Annotated in this window: 25 protein-coding genes; 11 read left to right on the forward strand and 14 right to left on the reverse strand. The window is 72.2% G+C overall.

The features are described 5' to 3' along the window. Positions 1-127: 127 nt before the first annotated feature. From ACZ7LU_RS13830 to ACZ7LU_RS13840, 3 genes are read left to right on the forward strand one after another with little or no spacing between them, the layout of a single operon-like run. Entirely contained in the window at positions 128-1,405 is a 1,278-nt protein-coding gene (locus ACZ7LU_RS13830; RefSeq protein WP_398300895.1) for a magnesium transporter MgtE N-terminal domain-containing protein, read from the forward strand. After that, positions 1,395-1,952, forward strand: coding sequence for a DUF1003 domain-containing protein (locus ACZ7LU_RS13835; RefSeq protein WP_398300893.1), 558 nt, complete (start codon positions 1,395-1,397; stop codon positions 1,950-1,952). Before ACZ7LU_RS13830 ends, ACZ7LU_RS13835 begins: the two co-directional genes overlap by 11 nt. Positions 1,953-1,996: 44 nt before the next feature. After that, positions 1,997-3,130, forward strand: a complete 1,134-nt coding sequence (locus tag ACZ7LU_RS13840; RefSeq protein WP_471916783.1) for an Mrp/NBP35 family ATP-binding protein — start codon at positions 1,997-1,999, stop codon at positions 3,128-3,130. A gap of 107 nt (positions 3,131-3,237) precedes the next feature. On the opposite strand, the gene ACZ7LU_RS13845 is transcribed toward ACZ7LU_RS13840, so the two are convergent. The 5 genes from ACZ7LU_RS13845 to sigE form a co-directional block, all read right to left on the reverse strand. Then, a complete protein-coding gene (locus ACZ7LU_RS13845) occupies positions 3,238-3,906 on the reverse strand; it encodes a hypothetical protein (RefSeq protein ID WP_398300889.1) in 669 nt (222 codons plus the stop codon). Positions 3,907-4,026: 120 nt separating this feature from the next. Beyond that, the gene (locus ACZ7LU_RS13850) at positions 4,027-4,488 is read right to left on the reverse strand and encodes a sec-independent translocase (protein WP_468092170.1); all 462 of its coding nucleotides are present in this window, start codon (positions 4,486-4,488) and stop codon (positions 4,027-4,029) included. A 114-nt stretch (positions 4,489-4,602) separates the two neighbouring features. Next, on the reverse strand, positions 4,603-6,471 hold the full coding sequence (locus ACZ7LU_RS13855) for a S1C family serine protease (protein WP_471917071.1): 1,869 nt from the start codon (positions 6,469-6,471) through the stop codon (positions 4,603-4,605). A gap of 601 nt (positions 6,472-7,072) precedes the next feature. Then, entirely contained in the window at positions 7,073-8,047 is a 975-nt protein-coding gene (locus ACZ7LU_RS13860; protein WP_468311366.1) for an anti-sigma factor family protein, read from the reverse strand. Beyond that, entirely contained in the window at positions 8,044-8,817 is a 774-nt protein-coding gene (gene sigE / locus ACZ7LU_RS13865; RefSeq protein WP_365358898.1) for an RNA polymerase sigma factor SigE, read from the reverse strand. Before sigE ends, ACZ7LU_RS13860 begins: the two co-directional genes overlap by 4 nt. Before the next feature lie 153 nt (positions 8,818-8,970). Between sigE and ACZ7LU_RS13870 the strand changes: the two genes are divergently transcribed. Beyond that, positions 8,971-9,669: an O-methyltransferase gene (locus ACZ7LU_RS13870; RefSeq protein WP_398301434.1), complete on the forward strand. Its 699-nt coding sequence runs from the start codon at positions 8,971-8,973 to the stop codon at positions 9,667-9,669. 223 nt (positions 9,670-9,892) lie between these two features. On the opposite strand, the gene ACZ7LU_RS13875 is transcribed toward ACZ7LU_RS13870, so the two are convergent. Beyond that, entirely contained in the window at positions 9,893-10,060 is a 168-nt protein-coding gene (locus tag ACZ7LU_RS13875) for a DUF3117 domain-containing protein (protein WP_003966491.1), read from the reverse strand. A gap of 308 nt (positions 10,061-10,368) precedes the next feature. On the opposite strand from ACZ7LU_RS13875, the gene chcB reads away from it, so the two are divergent. Then, complete coding sequence (gene chcB, locus ACZ7LU_RS13880; RefSeq protein WP_471916784.1) at positions 10,369-11,169, forward strand: 2-cyclohexenylcarbonyl CoA isomerase; 801 nt, start codon at positions 10,369-10,371, stop codon at positions 11,167-11,169. Between the two features lie 25 nt (positions 11,170-11,194). Here chcB and ACZ7LU_RS13885 read toward each other — a convergent pair whose 3' ends face one another. After that, positions 11,195-11,785 carry a DNA-3-methyladenine glycosylase I gene (locus tag ACZ7LU_RS13885; RefSeq protein WP_468564103.1) on the reverse strand — a complete coding sequence of 197 codons (591 nt, stop codon included), beginning with the start codon at positions 11,783-11,785 and terminating at the stop codon, positions 11,195-11,197. Further along, positions 11,782-12,162 (reverse strand): DivIVA domain-containing protein, encoded by a 381-nt coding sequence (locus ACZ7LU_RS13890; RefSeq protein WP_398300876.1) that lies wholly within the window; start codon positions 12,160-12,162, stop codon positions 11,782-11,784. The genes ACZ7LU_RS13885 and ACZ7LU_RS13890 overlap by 4 nt, the downstream gene beginning before the upstream one ends. Before the next feature lie 125 nt (positions 12,163-12,287). On the opposite strand from ACZ7LU_RS13890, the gene folP reads away from it, so the two are divergent. Further along, positions 12,288-13,148, forward strand: coding sequence for a dihydropteroate synthase (gene folP, locus ACZ7LU_RS13895; RefSeq protein ID WP_398300874.1), 861 nt, complete (start codon positions 12,288-12,290; stop codon positions 13,146-13,148). A gap of 43 nt (positions 13,149-13,191) precedes the next feature. On the opposite strand, the gene ACZ7LU_RS13900 is transcribed toward folP, so the two are convergent. Beyond that, positions 13,192-13,968 (reverse strand): LOG family protein, encoded by a 777-nt coding sequence (locus ACZ7LU_RS13900; protein ID WP_398300872.1) that lies wholly within the window; start codon positions 13,966-13,968, stop codon positions 13,192-13,194. Positions 13,969-14,077: 109 nt separating this feature from the next. Beyond that, positions 14,078-15,157 carry a succinyl-diaminopimelate desuccinylase gene (gene dapE, locus ACZ7LU_RS13905; RefSeq protein ID WP_468564101.1) on the reverse strand — a complete coding sequence of 360 codons (1,080 nt, stop codon included), beginning with the start codon at positions 15,155-15,157 and terminating at the stop codon, positions 14,078-14,080. A gap of 62 nt (positions 15,158-15,219) precedes the next feature. On the opposite strand from dapE, the gene ACZ7LU_RS13910 reads away from it, so the two are divergent. Together ACZ7LU_RS13910 and ACZ7LU_RS13915 are read left to right on the forward strand one after the other, a co-directional pair. Then, positions 15,220-16,128 carry a heavy metal transporter gene (locus tag ACZ7LU_RS13910; RefSeq protein WP_471916785.1) on the forward strand — a complete coding sequence of 303 codons (909 nt, stop codon included), beginning with the start codon at positions 15,220-15,222 and terminating at the stop codon, positions 16,126-16,128. 325 nt (positions 16,129-16,453) lie between these two features. After that, positions 16,454-16,927: an ATP-binding protein gene (locus tag ACZ7LU_RS13915; RefSeq protein WP_398300866.1), complete on the forward strand. Its 474-nt coding sequence runs from the start codon at positions 16,454-16,456 to the stop codon at positions 16,925-16,927. Between the two features lie 114 nt (positions 16,928-17,041). Here the strand turns inward: ACZ7LU_RS13915 and ACZ7LU_RS13920 are convergent, their stop codons facing one another. Together ACZ7LU_RS13920 and fdxA are read right to left on the reverse strand one after the other, a co-directional pair. Further along, on the reverse strand, positions 17,042-18,136 hold the full coding sequence (locus tag ACZ7LU_RS13920) for a bifunctional succinyldiaminopimelate transaminase/glutamate-prephenate aminotransferase (protein ID WP_471916786.1): 1,095 nt from the start codon (positions 18,134-18,136) through the stop codon (positions 17,042-17,044). 94 nt (positions 18,137-18,230) lie between these two features. Continuing rightward, a complete protein-coding gene (gene fdxA, locus ACZ7LU_RS13925; RefSeq protein WP_362917932.1) occupies positions 18,231-18,551 on the reverse strand; it encodes a ferredoxin in 321 nt (106 codons plus the stop codon). A gap of 143 nt (positions 18,552-18,694) precedes the next feature. Here fdxA and ACZ7LU_RS13930 point away from each other — a divergent pair, with 143 nt between their 5' ends. The 3 genes from ACZ7LU_RS13930 to ACZ7LU_RS13940 all read left to right on the forward strand — a co-directional run bounded on the left by ACZ7LU_RS13930 (position 18,695) and on the right by ACZ7LU_RS13940 (position 21,546). Continuing rightward, positions 18,695-19,696 (forward strand): GNAT family N-acetyltransferase, encoded by a 1,002-nt coding sequence (locus ACZ7LU_RS13930; protein ID WP_468311380.1) that lies wholly within the window; start codon positions 18,695-18,697, stop codon positions 19,694-19,696. Positions 19,697-19,794: 98 nt separating this feature from the next. Beyond that, positions 19,795-20,625 (forward strand): transglutaminase family protein, encoded by an 831-nt coding sequence (locus ACZ7LU_RS13935; protein ID WP_398300861.1) that lies wholly within the window; start codon positions 19,795-19,797, stop codon positions 20,623-20,625. A 66-nt stretch (positions 20,626-20,691) separates the two neighbouring features. Beyond that, entirely contained in the window at positions 20,692-21,546 is an 855-nt protein-coding gene (locus tag ACZ7LU_RS13940) for a transglutaminase family protein (RefSeq protein ID WP_471916787.1), read from the forward strand. Positions 21,547-21,551: 5 nt separating this feature from the next. Here the strand turns inward: ACZ7LU_RS13940 and ACZ7LU_RS13945 are convergent, their stop codons facing one another. Beyond that, the gene (locus ACZ7LU_RS13945; protein WP_471916788.1) at positions 21,552-22,211 is read right to left on the reverse strand and encodes a response regulator transcription factor; all 660 of its coding nucleotides are present in this window, start codon (positions 22,209-22,211) and stop codon (positions 21,552-21,554) included. Continuing rightward, the gene (locus ACZ7LU_RS13950) at positions 22,208-23,365 is read right to left on the reverse strand and encodes a sensor histidine kinase (RefSeq protein ID WP_471917072.1); all 1,158 of its coding nucleotides are present in this window, start codon (positions 23,363-23,365) and stop codon (positions 22,208-22,210) included. The genes ACZ7LU_RS13945 and ACZ7LU_RS13950 overlap by 4 nt, the downstream gene beginning before the upstream one ends. Between the last annotated feature and the right edge of the window lie 59 nt (positions 23,366-23,424).

Consider the following 23,424-nt stretch of genomic DNA (forward strand, 5'->3'; position numbering starts at 1 on the left):
GCCGAGTCAACCGGCGGCAGTCCTTCCGGACCCTCCGCCGGGGCGTGTCCGACCGGGACGGGCTAGCCTGAAGCCCGTATTGACGGACGAACCAGCATGTAAACCACGACCAGAAGGAGGCGCGCGCATGGCGGCAGGCGCCCCCAGGGTCTTCGTCTCGCACCTCTCCGGCATCCCCGTCTTCGACCCGAACGGCGACCAGGTGGGCCGGGTGCGCGACCTGGTGGCGATGCTCAGGGTGGCCAGACGGCCGCCCCGGCTGCTCGGCCTCGTCGTCGAGCTCGCCACCCGGCGCCACATCTTCCTGCCGATGACCCGCGTCACCGGCATCGAGTCGGGCCAGGTCATCACCACCGGCGTACTGAACGTGCGGCGCTTCGAGCAGCGGCCCACCGAGCGGCTCGTCCTCGGCGAGATGCTGGACCGGCGGGTGCGGCTCATCGAGACGGGCGAGGAGGTCACCGTCCTCGACGTGTCGGTCCAGCAGCTCCCCGCCCGCCGCGACTGGGAGATCGACCGGGTCTTCGCCCGCAAGGGAAAGGGCGGAACGTTCCGCCGCAAGGGGGAGACCCTCACCGTCGAATGGTCCGCCCTCGACGGCTTCTCCGTGGAGGAGCACGGCCAGGGCGCCGAGACCCTCCTCGCCACCTTCGAACAGCTGCGCCCCGCCGACCTCGCCAACGTCCTGCACCACCTCACCCCCAAGCGACGGGCCGAGGTCGCCGCGGCCCTCGACGACGACCGGCTCGCCGACGTCCTGGAGGAGCTCCCCGAGGACGACCAGATCGAGATCCTCGGCAAGCTCAAGGAGGAGCGCGCCGCCGACGTCCTGGAGGCCATGGACCCCGACGACGCCGCCGACCTCCTCGCCGAGCTGCCCGAGGACGACAAGGAACGGCTGCTCACCCTGATGCAGCCGAGCGACGCGGCCGACGTGCGGCGTCTGATGGCGTACGAGGAGCGCACGGCCGGCGGCATGATGACGACCGAGCCGATCGTGCTGCGGCCCGACGCGACGGTCGCCGACGCCCTCGCGCGCGTCCGCCAGCAGGACCTCTCCCCCGCGCTCGCCGCGCAGGTGTACGTGTGCCGGCCGCCGGACGAGACGCCGACGGGCAAGTACCTGGGCACGGTCCACTTCCAGCGGCTGCTGCGCGACCCGCCGTACACCTTGGTCGGCTCGATCCTCGACGACGATCTGCTGCCGCTCGCGCCCGGCACCACACTGCCCGTCGTCGCCGGGTACTTCGCGACGTACGACATGGTGGCGGCGCCCGTCGTCGACGAGGGCGGCTCGCTGCTCGGGGCGATCACCGTCGACGACGTGCTCGACCACATGCTGCCCGACGACTGGCGCGAGACGGAGTTCCACTTGGAGGAGGAAGAGGCGGACCATGGCAGCTGACCGCGAGCGCGAGAGCCGCGCCGAGTCGCGGAGCCCCCGATTCCGTCTCGACCAGCCGAGGAACCCGCGCCCCAGGCTCCTGCCCGACTACGACCCGGAGGCCTTCGGGCGGCTCTCGGAGCGGATCGCGCGGTTCCTGGGCACCGGCAGGTTCATCGTCTGGATGACGGTCGTCATCATCCTGTGGGTGGTGTGGAACGTCACGGCCCCCGACCACCTGCGCTTCGACCAGTACCCCTTCATCTTCCTCACCCTGATGCTGTCGCTGCAGGCGTCGTACGCGGCCCCGCTGATCCTCCTCGCGCAGAACCGTCAGGACGACCGCGACCGCGTCAATCTGGAGCAGGACCGCAAGCAGAACGAGCGGTCCATCGCGGACACCGAATACCTCACCCGCGAGATCGCCTCGCTGCGCATGGGCCTCGGCGAGGTGGCGACCCGCGACTGGATCCGCTCCGAGCTCCAGGACCTGGTCAAGGAGTTGGAGGAGCACCGCGCGGTATTCCCGGCGGACGGCTCGCGCCGGAGTGATGTAGGCGACCGCTGACAGACCTTTCCGGGGCGGGGTTACCGCGCCGTACTATCGGTCCTATGGCTACGGAAGACGCGGTGCGTGAAGCACTGGCGACGGTGAACGACCCCGAGATCCAGCGACCCATCACCGAGTTGGGAATGGTCAAATCGGTGGATATCTCCGCCGATGGGGCAGTAGCGGTCACCGTGTACCTGACGGTCTCCGGCTGCCCGATGCGCGAGACCATCACGAAGAACGTGACCGACGCGGTCGCGGCCGTCGAAGGCGTCACGCGCGTCGACGTGACGCTGGACGTGATGAGCGACGAGCAGCGCAAGGAGCTGGCGTCCGCGCTGCGCGGCGGCACCGCCGAGCGCGAGGTGCCCTTCGCCAAGCCCGGCTCTTTGACCCGGGTCTATGCCGTCGCGTCCGGCAAGGGCGGCGTCGGCAAGTCCTCGGTGACGGTGAACCTCGCCGCCGCGATGGCCGCGGACGGCCTGAAGGTCGGCGTCGTCGACGCCGACATCTACGGCCACTCCGTGCCGCGCATGCTGGGCGCCGACGGCAAGCCCACCCAGGTCGAAAACATGATCATGCCGCCGTCCGCGCACGGCGTGAAGGTCATCTCCATCGGCATGTTCACCCCCGGCAACGCGCCGGTCGTGTGGCGCGGCCCGATGCTGCACCGCGCGCTCCAGCAGTTCCTCGCGGACGTCTTCTGGGGCGACCTCGACGTGCTGCTGCTCGACCTGCCGCCGGGCACCGGCGACATCGCGATCTCCGTGGCGCAGCTGGTGCCGAACGCCGAGATCCTGGTCGTGACGACGCCTCAGCAGGCGGCGGCCGAGGTCGCCGAGCGCGCCGGCTCCATCGCCGTGCAGACCCACCAGAAGATCGTCGGCGTCGTCGAGAACATGTCGGGGCTGCCCTGCCCGCACTGCGACGAGATGGTCGACGTGTTCGGCACGGGCGGCGGCCAGAAGGTCGCCGAGGGCCTCACGAAGACGACGGGCGCGACGGTGCCCGTCCTCGGCTCCATCCCGATCGACGTCCGCCTGCGCGAGGGCGGCGACGAGGGCAAGCCGGTCGTCCTGACCGACCCGGAGTCCCCGGCGGGTGCGGCGCTCCGCGCCATCGCGGGCAAGCTCGGCGGCCGCCAGCGCGGCCTCTCGGGCATGTCCCTGGGCATCACGCCCCGCAACAAGTTCTGAGCACGCGCTGAGAGGGCCGCCCCGTGAGGGGCGCGCCCTCCAGGGGCGCGGGGAACTGCGCGACCAGCCACAGCGAGCCCGCAGACGGCCACGCGCCCCACGGAGTGCTAGGCGTACGCGCCGATGTCCTTGATGACGGAGAAGCCCAGCCCGTACGCGCTCATGCCGCGCCCGTACGCCCCCAGGTGCACGCCCTCCTTCGTGGAGCCCGCGAGCACCCAGCCGTACTCCGACTCGCGGTAGTGGAACGGCGTCGGCACCCCGTCCACCGGCAGCGACAGCGACGACCAGTCGTCACCCTCCAGGTCGTCGGCGAGGAACCAGGCCGTCTCCGTCTGCTGGTCCAGCCAGTCGTCGCGCAGCGTGTGGTCCATCTGGCCCGGCCAGGTGAAGGACAGCAGGCCCACCCCGGCGAGCCAGGCCGCCGAGGAGACCGAGGTGGCCTCCAGGACACCCGTGCCGTCCGCGCTGCGCCGCACCGGGTTGGCCGCGACGGTCACCACGACCGCGAAGCGCTCCTTGTCGCTGTTGCCGAGGGTGCCCTCGGCACGGACCGACGGCTCGTCGCCGTGGCCGATCGAACCGTGCTCCACGGCACCGTCCGCCGACGCGCCGACCTGCATCAGCCAGCGCGGCCCCGTGTAGGCCTCGTCGAGGCCGTACCAGGGAAAGGGCGCCAGCAGGTAGCCGTCGACCGTGCGCCGGGCGGAGGGCACCGCTTGTGCGGCGCCGTCCGCGGTCTGCACCTGTGCGCCTACCCGACTTGTCGTCTCCATGTACCCGGCCGCCTCCTCGCTCTCGGGTGTCCGGAGCGGCCCGCCCCCCTCGGGCGTCCTCACGCCGGACAACAAGGCAGGATAGCCACACCCGTTGGCGGCGGCAGTTCAGGAGAGGGCTCAGGTGGCGTCCGCGTCGAACGGCGGACGGTCGCCGGCGTCGAGCTTCTCGGCCTCCACGGACTTCTTCTGCATGTCGACGCGGGCTCCGCCACCCGAGGCAGCCGGGGCCGCCGAGCCGCCGTCCGAGGAGTCGCTGTCGCGGCCGTGCACGGCGTCCGCGACCTCGTTCATCTCCTTCTTCAGGTCGAAGCCGTTGCGGATCTCCTTGAGCCCGAGCTCGTCGTTGTCGAGCTGCTTGCGGATGAACTTCTTCGGGTTCAGGTCGTCGAACTCGAAGTCCTTGAACTCCGGGCCCAGCTCCTCGCGGATGTCCGCCTTCGCGCTGTCGGAGAACTCGCGGATCTTGCGGATCGTGCGGGAGATGTCCTGAATGACCTTCGGCAGCTTGTCCGGACCGAAGATGAGCACGGCGAGGACGACCAGCGCCACTATCTCGAGTGCGCCAATGTCATTGAACACCTAGAGCTCCTTGCGATGTCCTCCGTGGTCTGGACCGTGACCACGGTACCCGGCGCGGATGTCCGTCCGGTAGCCGCTGCACGACAACGCGGACCACCGTGGCCAGTCCTTTACTCAGTCACTGGCCGCCGAGCCGAGCACCAGGGTCACCTCGCGCTCGTCGCCGTCGCGCTCGACCGTGAGGCGCAGGCGGTCCTTCGGGCGGTGCGCGCGGACCTTGACGATCAGCTCGTCGCTGGAGTGCACGGCACGGCCGTCGACCTCGGTGATGACGTCGCCCGGCCTGAGGCCGGCCCGGTCGCCGGGACCGTCCTCGTTGACGGCGGGGCCGCCGTTCTTGCCCTTGTCGGCGATGCGGGCGCCGTCGCCGTTGAACCGGGTGTCGAGCGTGACACCGATCACGGGGTGCGTCGCCCTGCCGAAGTTGATCAGCTCTTCGGCGACGCGCTTGCCCTGGTTGATCGGGATGGCGAAGCCGAGGCCGATGGAGCCGGCCTGGCCCCGGTCCGCGTCCGAACCTTCGTTCGCGGAGCGTATGGCGCTGTTGATGCCGATGACGCGTGCCTTGGAGTCGACGAGCGGGCCGCCGGAGTTGCCGGGGTTGATGGGCGCGTCGGTCTGCAGGGCGTCGACGTACGAGATGTCGCTCCCGTCGCCCTTCTCGCCGCCGGCGGTGATGGGCCGCTCCTTGGCGCTGATGATCCCGGAGGTGACGGTGTTCTCCAGGTCGAAGGGGGCGCCGATGGCCACGACGGGGTCGCCGACCTGGACGTTCTCCGAGTTGCCGAGGGTCAGGGGCCGCAGGCCGCGGACGCCGGACACCTTGACGACCGCGAGGTCGTACCCGGAGTCGCGCCCGATGACCTCGGCCTTGGCGGTCTCGCCGCCGCTGAACGTGACCGATACCTCGCCGCCGGTGCCCGCGGGCTCGACGACGTGGTTGTTGGTGAGGATGTGGCCCTTGCCGTCGAGGACGAAGCCGGTGCCGGTGCCCTGTGCGGAGTCGCCGCTGACGTGCAGGGTGACCACGCCGGGCAGGGCGGCGGAGGCGATGCCCGCGACGCTGCCCTTGGGGCGGTCCTTGGACTCGTCGGCGTCCGGCTGCCGGAGCTCGACGTCACCCGTGCCGTTCCGCTCCAGATACGCGCCGGTCGCGCCGCCGATGAGCCCGGAGACGAGGGCGATCAGCGCGACCCCGACGAGCAGCACCCGCCGCCCCCGCTTCTGCCGCTTCTCCTGCGTCTCCGGGGGCAACGACCCGATCTGCTGCAGCGGCACGTTCCACGGGTCGTACGCCGGCCGGGTCTCCCCCGGCGCCGGGTGCGGGGAGGCCCCGCTGTACGGATCCGGGGCGGGTGCCTGGGCGGCACCGGGGGTGCCGTGCGGAGGCGTCCCACCGTGGTGGGCCCCTGGACCTTCGGTGCCGTGAGCGGGGGTTCCTTGAGCAGGTGTCCCGTAGACGGGCGAGCCACCTTGCGGGGCCGTGGAGAACGGGGTGCCGTGGGCCGGGGTCGCCGCGGGGTGCTGCACCGGAGGCGCGGGCGCCCAGGGACCGGGCTCACCGTAGGGCGGGGTCCCATACGGATCCGGATCGTGCAACGGCCGAGGCCGCTCCGCAGCGTCCCCTCCGCCAACCGATATGGACTCCCCGCCCACCGAGCCATGCGGGCCCGGAACGGAGGTGTCCTGCACCGGGGCACCGGGCTCAGCCGGCGCCGCTCCGCGCGAGGCAGCAGCGACCCCGGGCTCGGCCGACGTGGCGCCGTGCGGGGCCGCGGATTCCGCGCCCTGCGCCGGAGCCCCGGCCTCAGCCACTGGCACGGTGCCGTGCGAGGCAGCGGCGATAGGTGCCTGACGCGCGGCCGGGACCTCCACGGACTGCCCCGAGGTGGCCGGGGCCTCCCCAGGCTGCTCCGAGGTGGCCGGGGCCTCAACGGGCTGCCCCGAGGTGGCCGGGGCCTCCACGGGCCGTCCCGGAGCCAGCGCGCCCTGCGCGGAAGCATCCGGACCCTGCGCGGACGCGACCGGGGCCTGCGCCGGGGCATCGGGCTCGGCCGACGTGGTGCCGTGCGGGGCCGCGGAGTCCGCTCCCTGCGCCGGAGCCCCGGGCTCAGCCCCTGGCATGGTGCCGTGCGAGGCAGCGGCGGTAGGTGCCTGGTGCGCGGCTGAGGCCTGCGACGGGGCACCGGGCTCAGTCGGCGTGGTGCCGTGCGGGGCCGCGGTGGGTGCCTGGTGCGTGGCCGGGGCCTCAACCGCCTGCCCCGAGGTGGCCGGGGCCTCCACGGGCCGTCCCGGGACCAGCGCGCCCTGCGCGGAAGTGTCCGGGGCCTGCGCCGAGGCGCCGGGAGCGGCCGGTGTCGGGGGCTGGGGGGCCGAAGGCTGGTCCTGTGTGCCCGGCGTTTTGGGCCGGGGGCGGCTCCACCAATTCGCCTTCGCGGGCTTCCCCTCGTCCATGTTCTCCCCACAACTGGCCCGCGGCGGACGCCGTTTGCATGCTCAACCCCGCGCTCGCCGGTTCCTCGGCGGGCACGGCCCACCGAGGATTCAACCAGGTTCCCCCGGGAAAGCGGAGGGCACCGTCGTGTCAGCGCATCTGCGACGTGCCCTGCAGCGGTCCGGTGCCCGGTGGGGCGGCGGTGGTCCGCACTGGATCGGCGTCTCCCGGCATCAGGCGGTCCTCCGCCATGTGACGGCCGGGCGGCGCCGGGCGTATCAGCGGGGAGATCGCGGCGGCGCCCGCAAGCATCGGCGCCGTCAGCTGGTGCACGGAGTCGCGGGTGCGCATCGGGTGGGTGGGTGCCCCGGGCAGCAGGGGTCCCGTCACCTCGGTCGGCGCGACCGGTGCCGTCAGGACGCCGGGCCGCTGGCCCTGCACCGACAGGGGATTGCCGCTGCCCCGGCGGCGCACGGAGTCGGGGGTCACGGCGGTGCCGGAGCCCTGGGAGCGCTGCGGGGTCACATTGCTGCCGGAGCCGCCCGCGCGGGTGTCGCCCGAGTCGGCGGGGACGCCGACCGTGACCCCGCCCAGCGCGATGGCGGCCAGCGACACCGCGCCGGCCGCCGCGAACGCGAAGCGGCGACCGCGCCAGGTCGGTCTCTCTCCGTCGTGCCGCGTGACGTCATGGATGCGGAAGCCCCGGTGCTCGCTGGGCAGCACCGCGGCGTGGGCGCCCGCCGGGACGTACTCCACGAAGGGGTCGGGGTTCACGCCGAAGATCCCGTTCCGCGGCAGTCCGGCGGAATCGGTGGCTCCGGTGGCGAATCCGTCGTCGGCGCCGGGCCCTCCGGACGGCCCGGAACCGCCTCCTGGAAGACCTTGGAGGCGGGCGAGGAAACTCTCGGTGGGCGGCGGCGGGGCCGCCTGCGCGAAGACGCTCTTCAGGCGACGCTGCGCGTCGGCCTCGGTCTTGCACATCGGACAGGTCGCCAGATGCGCGAGGACGCGCTCGCGCGCGTCATGGCCCAACTCGCCGTCCACAAGCGCGGCGAGCCGGTCCCCCAGGTGCTGCTCGGCCTCGGCTAGTTGCCGTTCGGCAGGATTCGACCGTGATCCACTCACGCGGTCGCGCCCCCTCCTCCCAGCGCCACGGCCCCGGTGACCGCGAGCGAGCGACGCTCGGCGCGGGCCTCGGGAGAGCGGTGCTGGAGGGCCTTGCGCAGCTGCGAGCGGCCCCGGTGGATACGGCTGCGGACCGTGCCGAGCTTGACGCCGAGGGTCGCTGCGATCTCCTCGTACGAAAGGCCCTCGATGTCGCAGAGGACCACCGCGGCGCGGAACTCCGGCGCGAGGGTGTCGAGTGCCTGCTGGACGTCAGCGTCGAAGTGCGTGTCGTTGAAGACCTGCTGCGGCGACGGCTCGCGGCTCGGCAGCCGCTCCGCGGCGTCGTCCCCGAGCGCGTCGAAGCGGATGCGCTGCTTGCGGCGCACCATGTCCAGGAAGAGGTTGGTGGTGATGCGGTGCAGCCAGCCCTCGAACGTGCCGGGGGTGTAGGTCGACAGGGACCGGAAGACACGGACGAAGACCTCTTGCGTGAGATCCTCGGCGTCGTGCTGATTGCCGGTCAGGCGGTACGCCAGGCGGTACACGCGGCCGCTGTGCGTGCTGACGATCTCCTCCCAGGTGGGCGGAGTCCACGCCTGCGATTCCGCGTCAGCGGCAAAGGTCGCGGTCTGAGCGGAGTCGTTGGCACGGATGCGGTCAGCGGTGTCGGTCACGGATTTCGGCTCACCCGCCAATCCGAGAAAACGCCGGAGCGCTCCTCCCCGATTCGCAGACGCAGCCGCACCTCCCCTGTCGGCTCTGGTGGTGTCCAGTGGAGCCCCTACCATAACCACCTCGCCCGTTAGCTCCGGATAAGCGTTTTTACGTGAATTTGGTACGGGCTTCTCTGCAGGTGTCCTGCCCCTGCGAGCCGTCCGCTTCAGGTCTTGATCCATCCGTTACCCCCGCTGTGCTCCCACCCCCTATAAACGCCCGGCCTCATCTGCGGGTTCCCGCCCCCAACGGATACAGTCACGGCCAGGCAACCACGGGGACAGGAGAGGGCCATTACCGGCAACCGGCAGACGGGCTGGGCGTTCGCCGACGCCTTTGTCGCCGAGGACGAGGCACTGCGCTGGGCCCGGGACCGGGCCCGGGAGGCAGGCCTGCCCTCGGTGTCGCCCGGCACCGGCGCCGCGCTGCGGATGCTCGCCGCCACGGCTGACGCGAAAGCGGTGGCCGAAATCGGCACGGGCACGGGGGTGTCGGGCATCCACCTGCTGCACGGCATGCGGCCCGACGGCGTACTGACCACCGTCGACCCCGAGCCGGACCGCCAGCAGTTCGCCCGTCAGGCCTTCCGCGCGGCCGGCTTCGCGGGCAACCGCGCGCGGTTCATCCCCGGCCGGGCCCTCGACGTCCTGCCTCGCCTCGCGGACGGCGGCTACGACCTCGTCTTCTGTGACGGGGACCGACTGGAGTCGCTCGACTATCTCGCTGAATCGTTGCGCCTGCTCCGGCCCGGCGGGCTCGTCTGCTTCGAGGGCGTCTTCGCGGACGGCAGGACCGTGGACTCCGGGCCGCAGCCGGTCGAGGTCCTGCACCTGCGCGAGCTGCTGCGGGCGGTGCGGGAGAGTCCTGACCTGGTGCCGTCGTTGCTCCCTGTGGGAGACGGTCTCCTCTGTGCCGTGAAACGGTAGCGGTGCGCCGCGCTGCACTGCGCTGCGCTGGCTTGGGCGGTTTTTCTTGTGCGGGTGCGCTGTGGCTGGGCGCGCAGTTCCCCGCGCCCCTTAAAAGCTCCCCTGGTCCGGCCCGTAAAGGTCCCCCGGCCGCGTCCCCATAAAGGCCCCGGGGCCCGGACACAGCACTGCCCCGGCTCGTCGTACGATGCCGGGGCAGTGGAAAATTGTGCGCGCTTCCGCGTCAGCCGACGACCTTCTTCAGGGCGTCGCCGAGCGCGTCGGCCTCGTCCGGAGTCAGTTCGACGACAAGTCGTCCGCCGCCTTCGAGCGGAACGCGCATGACGATGCCCCGCCCCTCCTTGGTCACCTCGAGCGGGCCGTCGCCCGTCCGCGGCTTCATGGCCGCCATGCTCGTTCCCCTTCCTGAAACCAGCTCATCGCAGCCGACAACCCAGGTGTCACCGGCATCGAACACATTGCTTCCAGGTCATTATCCCGCATGGCAGGACCCGATGACCAACATCGGTCGGCATCGCTTGGGCAACGCGCGCCCGCAAAACCCCTCATTTCGGCGATGTGGCTGCGATACTTCGCCGTCCCATACGCCCCGTGGGCCCGAAATTCTTTGACGCAGGTCACATGACCGGGCGCATGCCGGAGCCCGATGATCTCCGTCATGCTGAGCTTCTACGTACTGGACCAGCGGAGGGGACCACCATGGCCGACAGCGTGCTCTACGAGGTGAGCGACGGACTCGCGACGATCACGATCAACCGTCCCGAGGCGATGAACGCCATGAACACCGAGGCCAAGGTCGCCCTCCGGGAGACCGTGCGGTCGGCCGCCGCCGACGAGGCCGTGCGCGCGGTCCTGCTCACCGCGACGGGCCGTGCCTTCTGCGTGGGCCAGGACCTCAAGGAGCACATCGGCTCCCTCGCGGCGGACCGCGAGGCGGGCACCGGGCAGACCATGAGCACGGTCAAAGAGCACTACAACCCCATCGTGCGGGCGCTGACGAGCATGCCGAAGCCGGTCGTGGCGGGGGTCAACGGCGTCGCCGCCGGCGCGGGCCTCGGCTTCGCGCTCGCCGCCGACTACCGCGTGGTCGCGGACACCGCCAAGTTCAACACGTCGTTCGCGGGTGTCGCCCTGACCGCCGACTCCGGGGTCTCCTGGACGCTGCCGCGCGTGATCGGTCCCGGCCGGGCCGCCGACCTGCTGCTCTTCCCCCGCAACATCTCCGCGCAGGAGGCGTACGAGCTGGGCATCGCGAACCGGATCGTGCCCGCCGACGACCTCGCCGACGAGGCCGCGCAGGTGGCCCGCGCCCTGGCCGAGGGCCCCACCTTGGCCTACGCGGCGCTCAAGGAGTCCCTCGCCTACGCGGCGGGCCACTCCCTGGACGAGGCGCTGGACAAGGAGGACGAGCTGCAGGCGAGGGCGGGCGCGTCCGAGGACCACGCCATCGCCGTGCAGGCCTTCATCGCCAAGGAGAAGCCGAAGTACCTGGGACGCTGACCGCGACATCCGGAGAGCCGGCTCCTTACGCCGCCTCGCGGGCCACGCAGTCCGCGAGGTGGTCGTCGACCAGACCGCAGGCCTGCATCAGTGCGTACGCCGTGGTGGGGCCGACGAAGCGGATGCCGCGCTTCTTGAGGGCCTTCGACAGAGCCATGGACTCGTCGGTGATCGCGGGCACATCGGCGATGGTGCGGGGGGCCTCGCGGGTCGCGGGATCCGGTGCGTACGACCAGATCAGGGAGTCCAGTTCGCCCTCGGGCCAGTCGGCGAGCACGCGCGCGTTGGCGAGGGTGGCGTCGATCTTGGCGCGGTTGCGGATGATCCCCGGGTCGGCGAGGAGCCGCTCGCGGTCCTCGTCGGTGAACTCCGCGACCGAGGCGATCCTGAAGCCGGCGAAGGCGGCGCGGAACCCCTCGCGGCGGCGCAGGATCGTGATCCACGACAGGCCGGACTGGAAGGCCTCCAGGCAGAGCCGCTCGTACAGCGCGTCGTCGCCGTGGACCGGGCGGCCCCATTCGTCGTCGTGGTACGCCACGTAGTCCGCGGTGGACAGGCCCCAGGGGCAGCGGAGGCCGCCGTCCGGGCCCGGAACCGCGCCGCTCTCCGTGCTCACTGGTCGTCGCCCTTCTTCTCCTCGGGCCCGCGTGGTTCATACCCCTCGAAGAGGGAGCGGCCCGCGACCGCAGTGGCCTGCGCGCCGGCCAGAGCAGCCTCCAGCTCGGCGATGCGGGCGTCCCGCTCGGCCAGCTCGGCGCCGAGGCGGCCGAGCACCTCGTCCACCTCCGCCATGTGATAGCCGCGCAGGGTCATCGGGAAGCGCACCGCGTCGACATCGGCGCGGCGCAGGGGGCGGTCCAGGGGCAGCGGGTCGGTGAACCGCTCGGGCGCGGCGTCGGGCAGCGCGCCGCTCTCGCCGCCGCCGATCACGGCGAGGGTCACCGCGCCGACCACCACGACGAGGGCGATGACCAGGAACAAGAACAAGACCATCTCTTCAGGCCCTCACGCTCGACTGCCCGTGCTCAAACTGTCAGGGTCCGATCGTGCCATGCGCCTGTGACAGTTAAGGTCGCAGGCGGCCGAACCGCGACAAGGACCCAGGAGGGCCACAGGGGATGCTCAGGCTTGGCAGGCGCGAGTTCGACGCGCACGAGCCGGTGATCATGGCGATCGTCAACCGGACCCCGGACTCCTTCTACGACCAGGGGGCCACCTTCCGCGACGAACCCGCGCTCGCGCGCGTGGAGCAGGCCGTGGCCGAGGGCGCCGCCATCGTCGACATCGGCGGGGTCAAGGCGGGTCCGGGCGAGGAGGTGACCGCCGAGGAGGAGGCGCGCCGCACGGTCGGTTTCGTCGCCGAGGTCCGCAAGCGGTTCCCCGACGTGGTGATCAGCGTCGACACGTGGCGGCACGACGTCGGTGAGGCGGTCTGCGAGGCGGGTGCCGATCTACTCAACGACGCCTGGGGCGGTGTCGATCCGAAGCTCGCGGAGGTTGCCGCGCGGTACCGGGTGGGTCTGGTCTGCACGCACGCGGGCGGCGCCGAGCCGCGCACCAGGCCGCACCGCGTCACGTACGACGACGTGATGGCCGACATCCTGCGCGTGACGCTCGGCCTGGCCGAACGCGCGGTGGAGCTGGGCGTCCCGCGCGAGTCCGTGATGATCGACCCTGGCCACGACTTCGGCAAGAACACCCGCCACAGCCTGGAGGCCACCCGCAGGCTCGGCGAGATGGTGGACACGGGCTGGCCCGTCCTGGTCTCCCTGTCCAACAAGGACTTCGTGGGCGAGACCCTCGACAAGCCGGTCAAGGAACGCGTCCTCGGCACCCTGGCGACGACGGCGGTATCGGCGTGGCTGGGCGCGCAGGTCTACCGCGTGCACGAGGTCGCCGAGACCAAGCAGGTGCTGGACATGGTGGCGACGATCGCCGGGCACCGGCCCCCGGCGGTCGCCCGTCGGGGGCTTGCCTGAGGCGCGCGCGGTGAACTCCCCTTCGGGGAGTTCTCCTTCCGGGCTACTTCCCGACTTCCTTCGTCACCAGCGAGATCGCCTCGTCCACGTCGTCCGTGACGTGGAAGAGGAGGAGGTCCGCCTCTGAGGCCTTGCCCTGGGCGATGACCGTGTTCTTCAGCCAGTCGACCAGGCCGCCCCAGTACTGCGAGCCGAAGAGGACGATGGGGAAGCGCGTGACCTTGCGCGTCTGGACGAGGGTGAGCGCTTCGAAGAGCTCGTCCAGCGTGCCGAGGCCGCCGGGCAGGACCACGAAGCCCTGCGCGTACTTCACGAACATCGTCTTGCGGACGAAGAAGTAGCGGAAGTTCACGCCGATGTCGACGTAGGGGTTGAGGCCCTGCTCGAAGGGGAGCTCGATGCCGAGGCCGACGGAGGTGCCCTTCGCCTCGACGGCGCCCTGGTTGGCGGCCTGCATCGCGCCGGGCCCGCCGCCCGTGATCACGGCGAAGCCGGCCTCCACGAGCGCCTTGCCGATCTCGACGCCGGCCGCGTACTCCGGAGAGCCCTCCCCCGTGCGCGCCGAGCCGAAGACACTGATCGCGGGCGGGAGTTCCGCGAGGGTGCCGAAGCCCTCGATGAACTCGGACTGGATGCGCAGGACTCTCCAGGGGTCCGTGTGCACCCACTCGGAGGGACCGTCGGAGTCGAGGAGACGCTGGTCGGTGGTACCGGCCTGCACCTTGTCCCGCCTGCGCAGCACCGGGCCGAGCCGCTGCTCCTCAGGACGCTTCCTGGCAGCGTGGGCAGCGCGCTCGGCGCTGTTGTCGGGGTGGCTCATCGTCTGCTCCCTCCATGCGTACGTGACCCACAGCGTAGATCTACGCGGGTTACGTCCGAGGGACCTCGGGATGTCCGGTACCGGGAGCGGCACCGGGTGCCTCACCTGCCTACGACGTCAACCAGGCCCGCAGCTTCTCCTCCGCCACCGGGATCAGCGACGCCTCGACGCGCTCGTCGATCTTGTGGGCGAGCAGCGGGTTGCCGGGGCTGTAGTTCACCGCGGGCACGCCGAGGGCGCTGAAGCGGGAGACGTCCGTCCAGCCGAACTTGGGGCGGGCCTCGCCGCCGACGGCCGCCATGAAGGCCGCTGCCGCCGGGTGTGTGAGGCCGGGGCGGGCCGCGCCCGTGTGGTCGTCGACGACGAACTCGTCGACGCCGCAGTCCGCGAAGTAGTCGCGGACGAAGGCGAGGGCCTCTTCCTCGGTGCGGTCCGGGGCGTAGCGGAAGTTGACGGTGACGGTGCACTCGTCGGGGATGACGTTGGTGGCGACGCCGCCCTCGATGCGGACGGCGTTGAGGCCCTCGTGGAACTGGAGGCCTTCCACCATCGGCTTGCGGGGCTCGTACGCGGCGAGCTTCTGGAGGATGGGGGTGGCCGCGTGGATGGCGTTGGAGCCCATCCACGCGCGCGCGGAGTGCGCCCGCACGCCCTTGGTCTTGAGGAGGACCCGCAGGGTGCCCTGGCAGCCGCCCTCGACCTGGCCGTCGGTCGGCTCCAGGAGGACGGCGAAGTCGCCCGCCAGCCAGTCGGGGTGGGCCTCGGCGACGTGCCCGAGGCCGTTGAGGTGGGCGGCCACTTCTTCGTTGTCGTAGAAGACGAAGGTGAGGTCGCGGTTGGGCTCGGGCACCGTCTGGGCGATGCGCAGCTGGACGGCGACGCCCGACTTCATGTCGCAGGTGCCGCAGCCCCAGAGGACGCCGTTCTCGTCGAGGCGGGACGGTACGTTGTCCGCGATCGGCACCGTGTCGATGTGCCCGGCGAGGATGACCCGCTCCGCGCGTCCGAGGTTCGTGCGGGCCACCACGTTGTTGCCGTGCCGGTCGACCGTGAGGTGCGGCAGGGCGCGCAGGGCCGTCTCGATGGCGTCGGCGAGCGCCTTCTCCTCGCCGCTCGGGGACGGGAAGTCGACCAGCCGCGCGGTCAGCTCCGCGGCGTCGAGCGTGAGGTCAAGCGGTGTCTGAGGCATGCCGACGACCCTAACGCCAGCGGGCGCGCGGGCCTGTCAGAGGTCTCCAGTACCTTGGACGCGTGCTTGAGCCCGCCACCCTCGTCCGGCACGGCCGTCTCCTGCGTATCGGGACCGCGGCCGCCGTGCTGCTCGCCGTCGTGGGCTATGTGGCGCTCCAGTACGTGTACGGGGGCAAGCGCGAGCCGCGGTGCACGGTCGTGTCGGGGAAGGGCGACGGCGCTTCGTACACCTTCACGGCCGAACAGGCGGAGAACGCCGCGACGGTGGCGGCGGCCGGCACCTCGCGCGGGATGCCGGAGCGCGCGGTCACCATCGCCCTGGCCACCGCTCTGCAGGAGTCCGGCCTGCGCAACATCACGCACGGGGACCGGGATTCGCTCGGCCTCTTCCAGCAGCGCCCCTCGCAGGGCTGGGGCGACGAGCGGCAGATCATGGACCCGGCGTACTCCGCCGCCCGGTTCTACGAGCATCTGGCCGACGTCCCCGGCTATTCGCGCCTGCCCCTCACGGTCGCCGCGCAGCGCGTGCAGCGCAGCGGTTTTCCGCAGGCCTACGCCAAGCACGAGCCGGACGCCGCGCTGCTCGCCGCCGCGCTCACCGGCCGCGGGCCCGCGACCTTCGGCTGCGAGGGCCGCCCCGCCGCCGGCACCGTCCCCGCGGACCCGGCGCGGGTGCGGGCCGCTCTGACCCGCGACTTCGGCCGCGAGGTGCGCCCCAGCGGCGGCCAGGGGCGCACGGTGACGGTTCCCGCGCCCGCCCGCCCGGCCGACGACCGGGCGTCGCGCCGCGGCTGGGAGCTGGCGCACTGGGCCGTGGCGCAGTCCTCGGCGCTGCACATCGAGCGGGTCTCGTACGACGGCAGGGAGTGGCGCGCCGGAGGCTCCGGCGAGTGGCGGAAGGCGCGGGCGCCCGGCGCCGCGGGTGCGGGCCGGGCTGCGGGCGAGGTTCGAATCGTCACTGGGCAGTAGTACGGCGCTTCACTCGTCCGGGGCACGCCGGGCGTGACGGGGCGAGACCGTGTCCGAGTTTTCCGCCCACGCTCCGCACAATCCCCGAATCCCTTGTGGACGCGGAGGATGAAGGATTCTGCAGCGAATTGGCCCGTAAGCCGTTTGCCCCCTTTTCTCCGCAGCCGATAATGCGACGCATTGCCAACTCTTTACGTTGGCGCACCGCAACCTTCGGGGGCTTCGAGCGGTAGTCACTGCGTCTGATCGCCGGAAGCCGTCCGGCGCGACGCCGGAGCCGATCCGGCCGGACAACCCAACGTTCTCTCCCGTCTGAAGGAGCACCATGTCCCTCCCCCTGACCCGCCGGATCGCCCGTGCCGCGCTGCTGAGCGCAGCGGGTGCAGCTTCCGTGGTCGGTGCGGCCGGCTCCGCGAGCGCCGTTGACCTCCCGGCCGGCCCCGACCTGGGCGGAGTGTCCGCCGTGGACGGCGACAGCCTCGGCAACACCGTCGACGACGCGGCTCAGAACGTCGGCAACCTCGCGGGTGACACCGGCAGCAAGGCCGTGAAGAAGTCCGTCCCGGCCGCGACCAAGGCCATCGGCCGGGCCGGCAAGACGGCGACCCCCGCCGCGCAGAGGGCCGCCGGCGAAGTCGCGGGCAGCACGGGCGAGGTGCTCGGCGAGACCGCGAACTCGGCCACCGAGGGCGGGCTGCCGACCGACGGCGCGCTGGGTCAGGGCCTGCCCACCGACTCGCTGACCAAGGGCGGCCTGCCGACCGACCAGCTGCCGGTCAAGAGCCTGCCGCTGGGCTGATCGCGGGGCATGCGCACGAAGGGGCCGGAGCCATTGGCTCCGGGCCCTTCGCCGTACTCGGAAGCGACGGTTCAGCGCCGCGTCATACCAGCCAACCGCGTCACACCAGCCGCGTCACGCCAGCCGCTCGACCGCCGCCGCGACCCGCTCGTCCGTCGCCGTCAGCGCCACGCGCACGAACCGGTCGCCCGCCGGGCCGTAGAAGTCGCCGGGCGCCACCAGGATGCCGAGGCCCGCGAGGTGGCCGACGGTGTCCCAGCAGGACTCGTCGCGGGTGGCCCACAGGTACAGGCTCGCCTCGCTGTGCTCGATGCGGAAGTCGTGCTTCACCAGGGCGTCGCGCAGGGCCGTGCGCCGGGCCGCGTACCGCTCGCGCTGCTCGCGCACGTGCCCGTCGTCGCCGAGCGCCGCCACGACGGCGGCCTGGGTCGGCGCGGAGGTCATCATGCCGCCGTGCTTGCGGATCTGCAGCAGGTCCCCGAGGACGTCCGCGTCACCGGCGACGAACGCCGCGCGGTACCCCGCCAGGTTGGACCGCTTGGAGAGGGAGTGGACGGCCACGATGCCCTCGTACGAACCGCCGCACACGTCCGGGTGCAGGACGGAGACCGGATCGGCCTCCCAGCCGAGCTCCAGGTAGCACTCGTCGCTGACGAGCAGCACGCCGTGCTCCCGGGCCCAGGCGACGGCACGGGTCAGCTCTTCCTTGGACAGGACGCGACCGGTGGGGTTCGAGGGCGAGTTGAGCCAGAGGAGCTTGAGGTTCGTCGGGTCCAGCCGGGTCGGCTCGTCGTAGGCGACGTACTCCGCACGGGCCAGGCGCGCGCCCACCTCGTACGTCGGGTAGGCGAGCCGCGGGTAGGCCACCACGTCGCCCGGGCCGAGGCCCAGCTGCGTCGGGAGCCAGGCCACGAGCTCCTTGGAGCCGACGATCGGCAGGACGTTGCGGTGGGTGAGGTCCCGGGCGCCGAGGCGCCGTCCGCACCAGCCGGTGAGCGCGTCGCGCAGCTCGGCCGTGCCCCACACCGTCGGATAGCCGGGCGAGTCCGCGGCGGCGATCAGCGCTTTCTGGATCAGCTCGGGAACCGGGTCCACCGGGGTGCCGACCGACAGGTCGACGATGCCGCCGGGGTGGGCGGCCGCCGTGGCCTTGTACGGCTCGAGCTTGTCCCAGGGGAAGGTGGGAAGCCGGTCGGAGACTGCGGACACGTGTTGACTCCCGTGCTGGTGCTGGTCGTTGCGTATGCCTCGGTCCCGTGCGGCGAAGATGCCGTACGGGACCGGGGCGACGCTCAGGCTGCCGTTACTGGTTCTGCGGCGGCAGGGCGGCGATGAAGGCGTGGTCGCGCTCGATCAGGCCGAGCTTGCTCGCGCCACCGGGCGAACCGAGCTCGTCGAAGAACTCGACGTTCGCCTTGTAGTAGTCCTTCCACTCCTCAGGAGTGTCGTCCTCGTAGAAGATCGCCTCGACCGGGCAGACCGGTTCGCAGGCTCCACAGTCGACGCATTCGTCCGGGTGGATGTACAAGGACCGCTGGCCCTCGTAAATGCAGTCGACCGGGCACTCCTCGATGCACGCCTTGTCCTTGACGTCGACACAAGGCTGCGCGATGACGTAGGTCACGCTGTCGTTCCTCCTCGATACGGGCGTTGGCGGGCCGTCTTCAGGCTCCGCTCGCCTGGCGCGCGGGAGCGCGGCGTCGTCGATGCCCGCCCCTAGTATCTCCGTTCCCGGGCATGATCCGAACAGGAGGGGCTTGCAGAGCTGTGGAAATCACCGGCGGCGGACGACTCGAGGTCCGCATCACCCCTGCTGACGTGGGCAAACGAGTCTCGATCCGTCGCTTGAGCGGCGCTTCCGCGCCGACGGAGAAGTTCACCGACACGGTTGGTGTTCTCACATCGTGGGACGACGGTGTGGTGCTCATCACACGACGGAACGGTGAGAGCGTCCGGATTCCGGAACACTCCCTGGTGGCGGGCAAGGTCGTGCCGGCCGCGCCCGCACGCCGCCGGGGGCCCGCCGCCTCGTACGAGGAGCTGGCGCGGGTCTCCGCCCGGGCCTGGCGGCCCGTGGAGAGCGAGCGGCTCGGCGAGTGGGAGCTGCGGTCGGCGGCGGGGTTCACCCGGCGCGCCAACTCCGTGCTGCCGCTGGGCGATCCGGGACGGCCGCTGGACGAGGCCCTGTCGTACGTCCGTGACTGGTACGCGGCCCGTGGCCTGCCCCCGTACGTGCAGACCGCGACCGGCGCCGAGGGCACGCAGGAACTGCTCTGCGCCGGCTTGGAGGAGCGCGGCTGGGTGCGCGAGGGGAGCGCGGAGCTGCACGTCGGCGGGCTCGCCCCGGTCGGGGACCTGGCCGCGGACGTGGACCGTGTCGTGCTCTCCCGCTCCTTCGACGAGCCGTGGCTGCGGCGGTACAAGCGGTTCGGGGTACCCGGACCGCATGTGCTCGAGGTGCTGGCGGGCGGGCCCTCGGTATGGTTCGCTTCCGTGCCCGGGAGCGGTGACGTCCCGGCCGCCATCGGGCGGTGCGTGGTGGACGGGCGCTGGGCGGGCTTCATGGCCGTCGAGGTGGACCCGGAGCACCGGCGCCGGGGGCTCGCCACCGCGGTGATGACCGCACTGGCCCGGCAGGCCCTGGCCGAGGGCGCTTCGGCGGCCTGGCTGCAGGTCGAGGACGGCAACGACAGCGCGCGGGCGCTGTACGGCGGGATGGGTTTCGCCGCTCATCACGCCTATCACCACTACCGGTACGGCCCTGCCTGAGCGGGAGCGGCGGGCCCGACGGAGCACGGCACGGCAAGCACGACAGAGCAGAGCACGGCACGGAGACAGCGCCCGGCGAGGGCAGACACGAGGCACGTATGCACGCGGAGTCCGGCGAATGGCGGCGGCGGTTCGCCGAAGAGGCGCGGTCGGAGCGGCCCGGTCTCGCGCCGCTGTGCCTACTGATCGGCGCCGAGGCGGATCCCTCACTCGACGAGGCGGGGATCGACGCCGCCGAGATCGAGCTCGACCGCCTGGCGGGGCTGCTGCCGTTCCGGCCCGGCGGGCCGCGCGCGTGGGCGACCGCGATGGCCGAACTCCTCGGTGAACAGTGCGGGTTCGAGGGGACACCGGGCGATTACCAGCGGCTCGACTCCTCGCTCCTGCATCAGGTCCTGCGCCGCCGCAGGGGCCTGCCGATCCTGCTCTCCGTCGTCTGGATGGAAGTCGCGCGGCGTGCGGGCGCCCCCGTCTACGGCGTCGCGCTCCCCGGACACTTCGTCGTCGGCTTCGGACCACGCGACGACCAGGTCCTCGCCGACCCCTTCGACGGCGGCCGGCTGCTCACCGGCACCGACGCGGAGCTGCTGGTGGCCGGGACCGCGGGCACGGGCATCCAGCCGTCCATGCTGACGCCCGCGGACCCGCTGAACATCGTGCAGCGGATCCTCAACAACATCCGCGCCTGGGCCGCCGCACGGCCCGAGCGGTCCGACGTCGCCCTGTGGGCCCTGGAGCTGTCGCTCCTGCTGCCCGCCCACCCGGCCAGGCTCCGCTACGAACGGGCCCAACTCCTCGTCCAGCGCGGCGACTTCCTGGGGGGCGCGGCGGAGCTGGACGCGTACGCGGATGTGGTCACTCCGGTGGAGCCGACCACGGCGGACCGGGTGCGCCAGCAGGCGCGGGCCGCGCGAGCCATGCTGAACTGACCGGTCCGGGGGACGCGGCCCGCCCGGACGGACGTATCGATCGAGGCGACCGGGCACCACGGACGTATGCACCCCCGACCCCCCGGAACCACCGAGTGGCGGCGGCTGTTCGCGGCCGAGGCCGAGTCCGCGCGGCCCGATCTGGCGCTGCTGTGCCTGCTGATCGGCACCGAGGCCGACCCCTCGCTCGACGAGGCGGACCTGCACGCCGCACGGCGCCTGCTCGACCGGCTCGCGGAACAGGCCGTGCTCGGCCGCCGCGCCCGCCGCGCCGACGACCCGCGCGCCTGGGCCGCCGCCCTGGCCGAGCTCCTCGGTGTGCGCTGCGGCTTCAAGGGCAGGCCCGGCGACTACCAGCGCCTCGACTCGTCGCTCCTGCACCAGGTCCTGCGCCGCCGCAGAGGCCTGCCGATCCTGCTCTCCGTCGTCTGGATGGAAGTCGCGCGGCGTGCGGGCGCCCCCGTCCACGGCGTCGCGCTCCCCGGGCGCTTCGTGGTCGGCTTCGGAGCGTGCGACGACCAGGTCCTCGCCGATCCCTTCGACGGCGGCCGGCTGCTCACCGGGACCGACGTGGAGCTGCTCGTGGCGGCGGCGACGGGGTCCCCGCCCGTACCGTCGATGCTGAGCCCCGCGAGCCCGCTGGACATCGTGGCGCGCATCCTGAACAACATCCGCGCCTGGGCGGCGCCCCGCCCCGAGCGCGCCGATGTCTCGCTCTGGGCGGTCGACCTCTGTCTCCTCCTGCCGTCACCGCCGCCCCGGCTGCACTACGAGCGCGCCCAACTCCTCGTGCACAAGGGGGAGTTCCTGGCGGGTGCGCGGGAGCTGGACACGTACGCCGACTTCGTCGCCGCCCGGGACCCGGCGACGGCCGACCGGGCCCGGCGGCAGGCGCTGGGGGCGCGGGCGATGCTGAACTGACGGGCTCAGAGCCAGCCCTTGTCCCTGGCGGTGCTGACCGCCTCCGCGCGGTTGCGGACGGCGAGCTTCTGGATGGCCGTCGAGAGGTAGTTGCGGACCGTGCCCTGGGAGAGGTGCAGGGTCTTGGCGAGCTCGGCGTTGGTGGCGCCGCCCGCGGCCGCGCGCAGCACCTCGCGCTCCCGGTCCGTCAGGGGGTTCGCGCCCTCCGCGAGGGCGGCCGCCGCCAGCGTGGGGTCGATGACCCGCTCCCCCGCGAGCACCCTGCGCACCGCCGCGGCGAGCTGGGCCGCGGGGGCGTCCTTGACGAGGAACGCGTCGGCGCCCGCCTCCATGGCGCTGCGCAGATAGCCGGGGCGCCCGAAGGTGGTCAGCACGACGATCTTCAGGGCTGGGAGCGCGGCGTGCAGTTCGGCGGCCGCCTCGATGCCGGTCATGCCGGGCATCTCGATGTCGAGCAGCGCCACGTCCACGGCGTGTGCGCGGGCCACCGCGAGCACCTCGTCGCCGCGGGCCACCTGGGCGACGACCTCGATGTCCGGCTCCAGACCGAGCAGCGCCGCGAGAGCCTCACGGACCATCGACTGGTCCTCGGCCAACAGCACCCTGATGACACCGCTCCCGCTGGTACCACTGCCTGTGCTGGTCCCGCTGTTCCCACTGCTCATGAGGGGGATCCTACGGTCGCCTCCGCCAGCGGCACCCGGACCGCCAGACGGAAGCCGCGGCGGGTGCCCGGGCCCGTCTCCAGGATGCCGCCGACGGCCTCCACGCGTTCGCCGAGGCCCGTCAGGCCGTTCCCCGCCGCGGCACCGGAACTGCCGACTCCGTCGTCCTCCACCGTGAGTTCGAGCAGCGGTCCGCCGAGCGTCTTCCGTGCCGTGAACGCCACCGTGCACCGGCAGGCCCCGCTGTGCCGCACGACGTTGGTCACGGCCTCCCGCAGCGCCCACGCCAGCGCCGCCTCCGCCTCCTCCCCCGGCAGTTCGGCGGGCGGCTCCAGCGGCACGTCGGCCTCGATGCCCGCGGCGGTCAGCGCGGTGCGGGCGCCGGCCAGCTCACCGGCCAGGGTGCGCCTGCGGTAGCCGGAGACGGCCTCGCGCACGTCCACCAGGGCCTGGCGGCTGACCTGCTCGATGTCGGCGACCTGCCGGGCCGCCTGATCGGGGTGGTCGGGCAGCATCCGTCCCGCGAGCTCGCTCTTGAGCGTGATGAGGGAGAGCGAGTGGCCGAGCAGGTCGTGCAGGTCCCGGGCGAGCCGCAGCCGCTCCTCGTTGGCCGCCAGTTGGGCGACGGTGGCCCTGGCCTGCCGCAGCTGGATCGTCGTACGGACCAGCTGGCGCACCCCGGCCATCGCGAACCCCACGAGCACGCTGAGCACGACCAGGTTGCCGAGGAGGTCCCGCAGACTGTCCGTGCGCAGGCCGATCGCGACCATCACGCCGGTGACCGCGGGGATGACCCGGGCCGCGTACCGCATCGGCAGCACGGCGCCGGCGGACACGGAGACGTAGACGAAGAGCCCGAGCCACTGGGTGCCGAAGCAGAGCGTGAGGACCACGGCGAGCGTGAACTGCGCGGCGAACGCCACGTACACCGCGCGCCAGTCGAGCACCTTGGTCGTGTAGCGGAAGACGAGGGAGAGATAGCAGGCCACGAAGGCTGCGAGGCCCAGCGAGCCGAGGGCGGTGGCCGTGGCGCTCCGCTCGGTCACCACGAGGTCGTGGACGGGGCTCGTCAGGAAGACCAGCCAGATGCCGATCCAGACGGCCTTCGTGAGGATCTGGCGGCGGCCCATGACCGGCTGCCCGAAGGTCTGCATCGGGTGGCTGTCGTCGTACAGGTCGGTCTCTTGGGCGTGCTCGGCGCCCTGGCTCGTAC

Source organism: Streptomyces sp. NPDC039462 (assembly GCF_055639375.1).

Excerpts from the sequence above, each read along its gene's own strand:
- ACZ7LU_RS13950 (WP_471917072.1), bottom strand. The coding sequence starts at position 23,365 with ATGCAGACCTTCGGGCAGCCGGTCATGGGCCGCCGCCAGATCCTCACG.
- dapE (WP_468564101.1), bottom strand. The coding sequence starts at position 15,157 with ATGCCTCAGACACCGCTTGACCTCACGCTCGACGCCGCGGAGCTGACC.
- ACZ7LU_RS13935 (WP_398300861.1), top strand. The coding sequence starts at position 19,795 with ATGCACGCGGAGTCCGGCGAATGGCGGCGGCGGTTCGCCGAAGAGGCG.
- folP (WP_398300874.1), top strand. The coding sequence starts at position 12,288 with ATGCTCAGGCTTGGCAGGCGCGAGTTCGACGCGCACGAGCCGGTGATC.
- ACZ7LU_RS13940 (WP_471916787.1), top strand. The coding sequence starts at position 20,692 with ATGCACCCCCGACCCCCCGGAACCACCGAGTGGCGGCGGCTGTTCGCG.
- ACZ7LU_RS13915 (WP_398300866.1), top strand. The coding sequence starts at position 16,454 with ATGTCCCTCCCCCTGACCCGCCGGATCGCCCGTGCCGCGCTGCTGAGC.
- ACZ7LU_RS13840 (WP_471916783.1), top strand. The coding sequence starts at position 1,997 with ATGGCTACGGAAGACGCGGTGCGTGAAGCACTGGCGACGGTGAACGAC.
- chcB (WP_471916784.1), top strand. The coding sequence starts at position 10,369 with ATGGCCGACAGCGTGCTCTACGAGGTGAGCGACGGACTCGCGACGATC.
- ACZ7LU_RS13890 (WP_398300876.1), bottom strand. The coding sequence starts at position 12,162 with ATGGTCTTGTTCTTGTTCCTGGTCATCGCCCTCGTCGTGGTGGTCGGC.
- sigE (WP_365358898.1), bottom strand. The coding sequence starts at position 8,817 with ATGGTAGGGGCTCCACTGGACACCACCAGAGCCGACAGGGGAGGTGCG.
- ACZ7LU_RS13845 (WP_398300889.1), bottom strand. The coding sequence starts at position 3,906 with ATGGAGACGACAAGTCGGGTAGGCGCACAGGTGCAGACCGCGGACGGC.
- ACZ7LU_RS13830 (WP_398300895.1), top strand. The coding sequence starts at position 128 with ATGGCGGCAGGCGCCCCCAGGGTCTTCGTCTCGCACCTCTCCGGCATC.
- ACZ7LU_RS13875 (WP_003966491.1), bottom strand. The coding sequence starts at position 10,060 with ATGGCGGCCATGAAGCCGCGGACGGGCGACGGCCCGCTCGAGGTGACC.
- ACZ7LU_RS13900 (WP_398300872.1), bottom strand. The coding sequence starts at position 13,968 with ATGAGCCACCCCGACAACAGCGCCGAGCGCGCTGCCCACGCTGCCAGG.
- ACZ7LU_RS13835 (WP_398300893.1), top strand. The coding sequence starts at position 1,395 with ATGGCAGCTGACCGCGAGCGCGAGAGCCGCGCCGAGTCGCGGAGCCCC.
- ACZ7LU_RS13945 (WP_471916788.1), bottom strand. The coding sequence starts at position 22,211 with ATGAGCAGTGGGAACAGCGGGACCAGCACAGGCAGTGGTACCAGCGGG.